We start from the raw sequence: 7,135 nt of genomic DNA on the forward strand, positions 1-7,135 counted from the left end.
GGCGGGGACCGCGGGGCGGGGAGTCGGGTGGGCATGTGCGGTACGGGGAGACGGGCCGCGTGGTGTGTGGAGGCGGGCGAGTGCGGTGCGTCGGCACGGGCCGCGTGGTGCGCGGAAGCGGGTGCGGTACGGGGGGACGGGCGCGGGCGGGTGCCGACCAGGCGGGAAAATCGCCGAGTTTCCTCCCCAACCGGTACTAACTAGTCTCGGGGTATGTCAGAGCAGGACCCGAAGGACCCACTCGAAGCCGCGACCGAGGCGCCCCGCGGCCTGCGGGGCCTGTCCGCCGAACTCGCCGCCCGCGTACCGGAACTGCTGGAAGCCATGCGCTTCGTCGGCACGGGCCTGGAGCTGCATTCCACCCTCGACCGGATCTGCGAGACGGCGGCCGAACTCGCCCGCTGCCGCTACGCGGCCATCGGCGTCGTCGACGAGGAGGGCACGGGGCTCGCCGATTTCGTCACCCACGGTGTCCCCGACGAGGTGGCCCGTGCGATCGGACGCCGTCCCGACGGGCACCGGGGGCTGCTGGGAGCGCTGATCCACGACCCGGCTCCGCTGCGGCTCGCCGATCTGACGGCCGATTCGAGGTTCGCCGGGTTCCCGCCCTGCCACCCTCCGATACGGACCTTTCTCGGAGTCCCGATCCGAGTGCGGGGGGAGGTCTTCGGGAACCTCTACCTGGCCGAGAAGGAGAACGAGGGCGAGTTCGGCGACGACGACCTGCACCTGGTGCGGGTGCTCGCCGCGGAGGCCGGAATCGCCATCGGCAACGCCCGGCTGTACGAGGCCGCCCGCCAGCGCGAGCGGTGGATCGACGGTTCGGTGGCCGTGACCACCGCCCTGCTCTCCGGCGGTGACGCCGACGAGGCGCTCTCCGTCGTCGCCGAACAGGCCAGGCACCTCGCCGCGTCCGCGGCCGGGATCGTGCTGCTGCCGGCCGCGGAGGGCGGGCTGGAGATCGTCGCCGTCTCCGCGGACGATCCCGCCGTGCCCCTGGGGGTGATCATCGGGCCGGAGAGCCCGGTGGCGGCGAAGCTGCTGGCCGGCGAGGCGGTGTTCGTGGACGACTCGGCCACCGATCCCCGAGCGACCACCGGGCTCGCCGGCCTCTTCGGCCCCAGCATGCTGCTGCCCCTGCACAGCGGCGGCCGGGTGCTGGGGGCGCTCGCCACCCCCCGCGCCCGCGGCGCACGACCGTTCACACGGACCGAACGGACCCTCGCCACGCAGTTCGCCTCGCAGGCCGCGCTCGCGCTGATGATGGCGGAGGCCCAGCGGGACCGGGAACGGCTCGCGGTGTACGAGGACCGTGACCGGATCGCCCGTGATCTGCACGACCTGGTCATCCAGCGGCTGTTCGCCACTGGGATGACCCTGGAGAACGCCCAGCGCTCGTCGGCCGTGCCCGAGGTGCGGACCGGCGTCGGCCGGGCAGTCGACGAACTGGACGTGACCATCCAGGAGATCCGCACCGCGATCTTCGCGTTGCAGCAGGAACCGGCGGAGGCGCCGTCCGGGCTGCGCACCCGCGTCCTGCGCGAGATCAACATGGCGGCGGTGCCGCTGGGCTTCAAGCCCGCGCACCGCTTCGTCGGTCCGGTCGACTCGCTGGTCGGCGAACTGACCGGGAAGAACCTGATCGCCGCGTTGCGCGAGGCGCTGTCCAATGCCTTCCGGCACGCCGGGGCCTCGGCGATTGACGTGGTCGTCGACGCGACCGCCACGCTGCCCGACGGGAGGGACGCGGTGCGCCTGTCGGTCGCCGACGACGGGGTGGGCATCCCCGAGGGCGGACGGCGCAGCGGGCTGCGGAACCTGGCCCGCCGGGCGGAGTCGCTCGGCGGCGCGAGCTGGTTCGGCCCCGGCATCGGGGAGGACGGGGGCGGGACGACGGTGGTGTGGGAGGCTCCGATCTGAGCGAGACCGTGGGTGGTCACCGACCCTGGGGCCGGACCGCCGTGGTCGTGGAGAACGGTGGCACGGGCCGGACCACCGGGGCCCGTGGCGATCACGGGACCCGGGCCGGATCGCCGGGGCCATGGGTGGTCGCGGGCGTGGGAACGGAACGGCCGGGGCCGGGTTCCGGCAGCGCACTGTCGCGTGCGGTCAGTGCGCCGTGCCGGAGGGTCACAGCCCGGCGAGGATCCGCTCGATGACGATCGCGACGCCGTCTTCGCCGTTGGTGGCGGTGCGGCCGGTGGCGGCGGCGAGCGCGGCGGGGTGGGCGTTGCCCATCGCGTACGACCTGCCCGCCCAGCGGAGCATCTCCACGTCGTTGGGCATGTCGCCGAAGGCGACGACCTCGGCCGGCGAGATGCCGCGCTCGGTACAGCACAGGGCCAGGGTGCTCGCCTTCGACACCCCCGGCCCGCTGGCCTCCAGCAGGGCCGTGGGGCTGGACCGGGTGAAGACGGCCCGGTCCCCGGCCGCGGCGCGGGCGAGAGCGAGAAACTCGTCCGGGGCCAGTTCCGCGTGATGGGCGAGGAGCTTCAGCACGGGGGCACCGGCGCCCGGTGCCTCCTCGCGAAGCAGCTTCTCGGCGACGGCGACGGTGGCGCCCGGGTCCAGGTGGAGCGGCGGGTAGGCCGGTTCGTAGTGGATGCCGGTGGTCATCTCGACGGCGAAGGAGGTGCCGGGAGCGGCGGCACGCAGGGTGCGCACGGCGTCGAGGGCGATGTCGCGCCCCAGCGGGCGGACCTTGACCAGCTTGCCGTCCGCGTGCAGATCGGCGACGGCGGCGCCGTTCGCGCAGATCGCCAACCCGTGGCCGTGCACATGGTCGCTGACGACGTCCATCCAGCGGGCCGGGCGCCCGGTGACGAAGAAGACCTCGATCCCGGCCTCCTCGGCGGCGGCGAGCGCGGCGACCGTCCGCTCCGAGACGGTCTTGTCGTCACGCAGCAGGGTGCCGTCGAGGTCCGTGGCGATCAGCCGGGGGACGGCAGGCGAAGGCATGTCGATAGCTGAGGTCACCCGCCCATTCTCGCGTACGGGGGTGCACGGCCGTGCGCAGGGGCGCACATATGAGGATGCGTGCCTCTGGCCGGGGAACATGCTTGAGGCATATGCCACTCGCTGTCCTGGGAAGCCAGGGTCACCTGTCCCGGCGGTCCTTCCGGGACGGCTCGTGGTTCGGCGCGGTGTCCACCCTCACCGCCGCCGCGACGGCCGCCGAGCGACTCCGCCTCGGCACGCTCGTCACCTCGGTCGAGCCTTGTTCACCCATCGCAGCCTGACCTGTGACTTCAGCGTCATCCGCTCGTGCGCCACGGCCTGGACGGCGGCAGCACCCTGGTCGACGAGGACCTGGGCTGAAGCCATGACGGAGTCCGGTCAGCTCACGCTCATGCCACGGTCCGGCCACTGACCGCGCTCCTCGCGCATAGCGTTGATCTTTCGGGACGCCTTGAGGAACGAGTAGTCCGTCCGGTCGTCGTCGGCCGACGACGTGCGGGATTCCTTGTCCATGGTCAGGTGTCGCGAAAAGCTGTCCGGATCGTCCCCGAACTCGTAGCGGACCAGCTCCGCGTCCTCGGAGATCTTCCGGAAGTAGACGAGTGCGGCCACTACCACTCACCCTCAAAGTCTTCCCGCTTGTTCAGCCGTACGGAATCCTGCCAATTGTACGTTTCGTTGGCGACCCTATGCGCTTCCTGGTAAGTCACTCCGGGGTTCTCCCGGAGGTAGGTGAGCTCAGCCAGCTCGTGCTCCAGCAGGAGTCTGTCCTCGGGCAGGGAGTTCCCGGCTCTCAAGCGAATCCACGCGTCTGCGATCTCCGCATCGGCGTCGAACTTGCGCACGACGACCTTCCCTGTTTCGTAGTCTTCGATGGGGTGTTCCGTGTCGAAGACATGCTTTTTGATCGCCGTGATCTCCTCCGATGAGAATCCCGTCGCTCCATTGTCGCGAGCCAGTCCCTGCGTGTGATTGCTGATGGTGTCGATGTCCCGCGAGTCCCGCATGAAGTCCGCGTACGCGTCCTCGGCCCACCGTGTCTGGGCGGGATCGTCCAGGATGTCCCTCGGACGTCTGCGGGCACCTGTCAGCCACTCGTCGAGTGCCGGATCCCGGATTGGGCCGCCCCTTCAAGTCCTTCCCGTGCGGCGACGCGGAGTCCCGCCCGGGCCCCGCCGAATCCCTTCGTACCGATCAGGTCCGGGACCAGCCGGCCCAGCCCTTCGCTGGGATCCTTGCTGAAGCTGTCGATGAGTGCTCCGGGGACGCGCTCGGGGTGGGCTGCCGTGGAGACGAGGCCCGCCAGCGTCATACTGACGTTCTGCTGGTAGTCAGCCGGGTGAGTCAGGTTGTAAGGATCGAGCGGGTTGAGGCCGCGTACGAAGGTGAGGAGTCCCGCCGTTCCTTTGACCACCCCGCCCACGAAGTGGTTGAACTCGACGGCGTTGGCCCCTCGCGAGTCGACCCACGAGGCCATGGCCCGGTCGAGCGGCGTCGGCTCGGCAGGCGCGTGCTCCGTCGCGGCGGCGATGGCCCGCTCAGCGGTGGCAGCGGCCTCGTTGCGCTGACGCCGTGCCTCCTTCAGCGTCTCGAAGGCCAACTTGACGTCCGCCGCACCTGGATCGCTGAACGGGGGAGGTTTCGGCCCCGGGTCGCGGCCGGCCCGTGCGGCCGCGTTGTAGCCGTCGACCTTGGAGTTGTAGGCGCTGACGGCGTCCTCGGACGCCTTCTTGCCCTTCTTGTACAGGTCGATCGCCTGTTGGGCCTGCCTCTGTGCCCACTCCACGGTCTCCGTGTAGCGGAGAAGCGCGTTGCTGGCGGCTTCAGAGGCGTCGGCCGCCCGAAGCCAGTCCGCCGGATACATCGCGAACTTCTCCCGGAAGGCGTCGGCCGCCTGCCCCTTCCAGTGGCCTGAGTCCAGCGCGCGCATGCCCTGGCCAACGCGGTCGAAGGCTGCCTGGAAGTCCTTGAAGTGCGTCGCCGACTCCCGAAGAGCTGCAGGCGATCCGTGGATCAGCTCATTGGCCTGTTCCGTCTCACCGAGATGCTGCTCACGTATCGAGGCCCCGAGGTCGGAGGCGACATCATCGCCCCAATCCTCGACTTTGTCCGCCCAGTCGTGCGCGCCGACGTGGTCGAGCCCCTTCCCAGCCCAGTCGGTGGCCTGGTCGACACCCTCGCCCAGGGCCTTCTTCCCGGCCTCCCAACCCTCCTCCAGCTTTCCCAGGCCCTTGTTGGCCAGGTCTCCCCAGTCCACCATCAGCCCTCACCACCCTGCTGAGGCTTCGGCGGCGGCCCAACCATGTCCTCTACTGCGGCGTCCACCTCTTCGCGCATCCCCGTTGCGTCGATGAGCTGGTTGGGCAGGAGGATCTCGGAGCTGTTGAGGTCTCGGACGGTCCCCTTCCACGCCTCCTTGCTGTTTTCGGCGGCTCGGTCCAACGACTCCTGGCTGTAGTCGGCATCTCGGATCTGGGTGTAGGCGTTGTCCGAGAACACCCCGCCCCAGTCCTTGGCGATGACCTCCTCCTCGGTGGCATACGGATTGCCCATCCCGGAGTTGACGAGCACCTTGAAGGAGCCCTGAATGTACTGATCCTGCTCATGCAGCATGCCTGCCGACAGCCCGACATTCGCCGCGAACGTGTTGCCCTGCTGCACCAGCGCCCGAACGCCCCACTCCCAGCGCTCGCAGAACGTGCCAATGTGGTTGCCACCCCCTCGTGGCCCGTCTCCATCCCGGATAGCGCGGTGTCGGCGAAACCTCGCCCCATACTCGCCATCCCCACCATGCCGAGCTCTTTGAGCTCCTCCAGCGCCTGGGTGATACCCAGTGCGATCTGTCCCAGCGCTTCCTTGGAGGAGCTAAGGTCGGGCTGGTCGCCGCTCACGCCGCCTCCCCGTCAAGTGCCGCCGCATCCGGCACGATCCCGCACACTGGCGGAAACACGGCTTCGTCCGGCCCCGCAGCGTTCAACGCCACACCGCACGGGAAGTCCAGCACCGGCACTACCTCATCCAGCGCCGTGCACCGACCACCCGCCGGTACGACCACTCCCGGCCCTCCTCGCCACGCGCAGCAGCGAATCGGGCTAGGGCCTGTCCTGAGTCGTGATCAAGGTGTGGGGCGGAGGCTGCGTATCCAGATCACCGCCCCGCGCAGGTGGAGGCCGGCGAGGTAGCTCTCGGGTGTCTTGTCGTAGCGGGTCGCGAGGCCGCGCCACGCCTTGATCTTGTTGATGCAGCGTTCAACGCTGTTGCGGTCTTTGTAGAGCTCGGCGTCGTGGGAGAGAGGCCGTCCGCCTCGGCTTCCCTTCTTCTTCCGGTTCGCGGCCTGGTCGGCCTTCTCCGGGATGACCGCCTTGATGTTCCGTTTGCGCAGATGGGCGCGGTTGGCGCGGGAGGAGTATGCCTTGTCCCCGGCGACCGCGTCGGGACGGGTGCGCGGGCGGCCGACCGGGCCACGGATCTTGATCTTGTCCAGGACCGGGACGAACCGGGGGCTGTCGGCGGCCTGCCCCTCGGTCAGGATGAAGGCGAGCGGGCGGCAGTGAGGGTCGGAGGCGAGATGAACCTTACTGGTCAGGCCGCCGCGCGAGCGCCCGAGCAGGGCGGCCTTCAGCCGGGCCCGGTGTCGCTGCCGGATGCTCCGTCGTTCCTCCCGGTCCGGGGCGGGCTCGTCCTGTTCGCCCGCGACCTGCGGCTTTCGTTCCTTCCCGCGGCCCCCTTTGACGCCTCGGCGGCCTCTTCCAGGGACTTCAGGACCTCCTCGCCCACCCGCATGCCCGCAGCGTCCTGATGGGCACGGGCGACCGTGGAATCCACGCTGACCAAGGACAAGTCCGTCTGCCCGCGCCGGGCCGCCTCCGCGATCATCCCGTCCATCAGAGCCTCGAAGACACCGGCGTCGCGCCACTGGAGGAAGCGGTTGTAGACGGTCTGCCAGACCCCGAACTCCGACGGCATCTCCCGCCACTGGCTGCCCGAGCGGAACTTCCAGATCACGCCCTCAAACTGCTCCCGCAGATGCTCCGGATACGGGCCGGACCTGCCTATCGGCAGGAACGGCCCGATCAACTCCCATTCATCGTCAGTGAGTTCAGTACGCGCCATACCAGATTCCTACCCGCCGCGAACGATCAACGGAAGAGGCATCTCACGCCTTGATCACGACTCA

Annotated in this window: 7 protein-coding genes and 2 pseudogenes; 2 read left to right on the plus strand and 7 right to left on the minus strand. The window is 69.7% G+C overall.

Annotated elements, in window-relative coordinates:
* Nucleotides 1-213: 213 nt before the first annotated feature.
* Nucleotides 214-1,920, plus strand: a complete 1,707-nt coding sequence (locus AMK22_RS32205) for a GAF domain-containing sensor histidine kinase (protein WP_073790861.1) — start codon at nt 214-216, stop codon at nt 1,918-1,920.
* 210 nt (nt 1,921-2,130) lie between these two features.
* Here the strand turns inward: AMK22_RS32205 and AMK22_RS32210 are convergent, their stop codons facing one another.
* The gene (locus AMK22_RS32210) at nt 2,131-2,958 is read right to left on the minus strand and encodes an HAD hydrolase family protein (RefSeq protein ID WP_443333333.1); all 828 of its coding nucleotides are present in this window, start codon (nt 2,956-2,958) and stop codon (nt 2,131-2,133) included.
* 68 nt (nt 2,959-3,026) lie between these two features.
* Between AMK22_RS32210 and AMK22_RS42470 the strand changes: the two are divergent.
* Nucleotides 3,027-3,209, plus strand: a pseudogene (locus tag AMK22_RS42470) (LLM class flavin-dependent oxidoreductase); the annotation flags it as partial.
* Here AMK22_RS42470 and AMK22_RS41910 read toward each other — a convergent pair.
* The 6 genes and pseudogenes from AMK22_RS41910 to AMK22_RS37815 all read right to left on the minus strand — a co-directional run bounded on the left by AMK22_RS41910 (nt 3,202) and on the right by AMK22_RS37815 (nt 7,071).
* Nucleotides 3,202-3,324, minus strand: coding sequence for a hypothetical protein (locus AMK22_RS41910; protein WP_274535459.1), 123 nt, complete (start codon nt 3,322-3,324; stop codon nt 3,202-3,204). The pseudogene AMK22_RS42470 and the gene AMK22_RS41910 sit on opposite strands and share 8 nt — an antisense overlap.
* 12 nt (nt 3,325-3,336) lie before the next feature.
* Nucleotides 3,337-3,570: a hypothetical protein gene (locus tag AMK22_RS32215; RefSeq protein ID WP_073790865.1), complete on the minus strand. Its 234-nt coding sequence runs from the start codon at nt 3,568-3,570 to the stop codon at nt 3,337-3,339.
* Nucleotides 3,570-3,965 carry a hypothetical protein gene (locus tag AMK22_RS32220; protein ID WP_073790867.1) on the minus strand — a complete coding sequence of 132 codons (396 nt, stop codon included), beginning with the start codon at nt 3,963-3,965 and terminating at the stop codon, nt 3,570-3,572. Before AMK22_RS32220 ends, AMK22_RS32215 begins: the two co-directional genes overlap by 1 nt.
* An 80-nt stretch (nt 3,966-4,045) precedes the next feature.
* On the minus strand, nt 4,046-5,218 hold the full coding sequence (locus tag AMK22_RS32225; protein ID WP_073790869.1) for a WXG100 family type VII secretion target: 1,173 nt from the start codon (nt 5,216-5,218) through the stop codon (nt 4,046-4,048).
* Nucleotides 5,218-5,619: a hypothetical protein gene (locus AMK22_RS41375; RefSeq protein WP_242434235.1), complete on the minus strand. Its 402-nt coding sequence runs from the start codon at nt 5,617-5,619 to the stop codon at nt 5,218-5,220. Before AMK22_RS41375 ends, AMK22_RS32225 begins: the two co-directional genes overlap by 1 nt.
* A gap of 454 nt (nt 5,620-6,073) precedes the next feature.
* Nucleotides 6,074-7,071: pseudogene (locus AMK22_RS37815) on the minus strand (IS5 family transposase).
* Between the last annotated feature and the right edge of the window lie 64 nt (nt 7,072-7,135).

Origin of the sequence: Streptomyces sp. CB01580, assembly GCF_001905795.1 — a bacterium.
GTDB lineage: Bacteria > Actinomycetota > Actinomycetes > Streptomycetales > Streptomycetaceae > Streptomyces.

Excerpts from the sequence above, each read along its gene's own strand:
- AMK22_RS32205 (WP_073790861.1), top strand. The coding sequence starts at position 214 with ATGTCAGAGCAGGACCCGAAGGACCCACTCGAAGCCGCGACCGAGGCG.
- AMK22_RS32210 (WP_443333333.1), bottom strand. The coding sequence starts at position 2,958 with ATGCCTTCGCCTGCCGTCCCCCGGCTGATCGCCACGGACCTCGACGGC.
- AMK22_RS41910 (WP_274535459.1), bottom strand. The coding sequence starts at position 3,324 with ATGGCTTCAGCCCAGGTCCTCGTCGACCAGGGTGCTGCCGCCGTCCAG.
- AMK22_RS32220 (WP_073790867.1), bottom strand. The coding sequence starts at position 3,965 with ATGCGGGACTCGCGGGACATCGACACCATCAGCAATCACACGCAGGGA.
- AMK22_RS32225 (WP_073790869.1), bottom strand. The coding sequence starts at position 5,218 with ATGGTGGACTGGGGAGACCTGGCCAACAAGGGCCTGGGAAAGCTGGAG.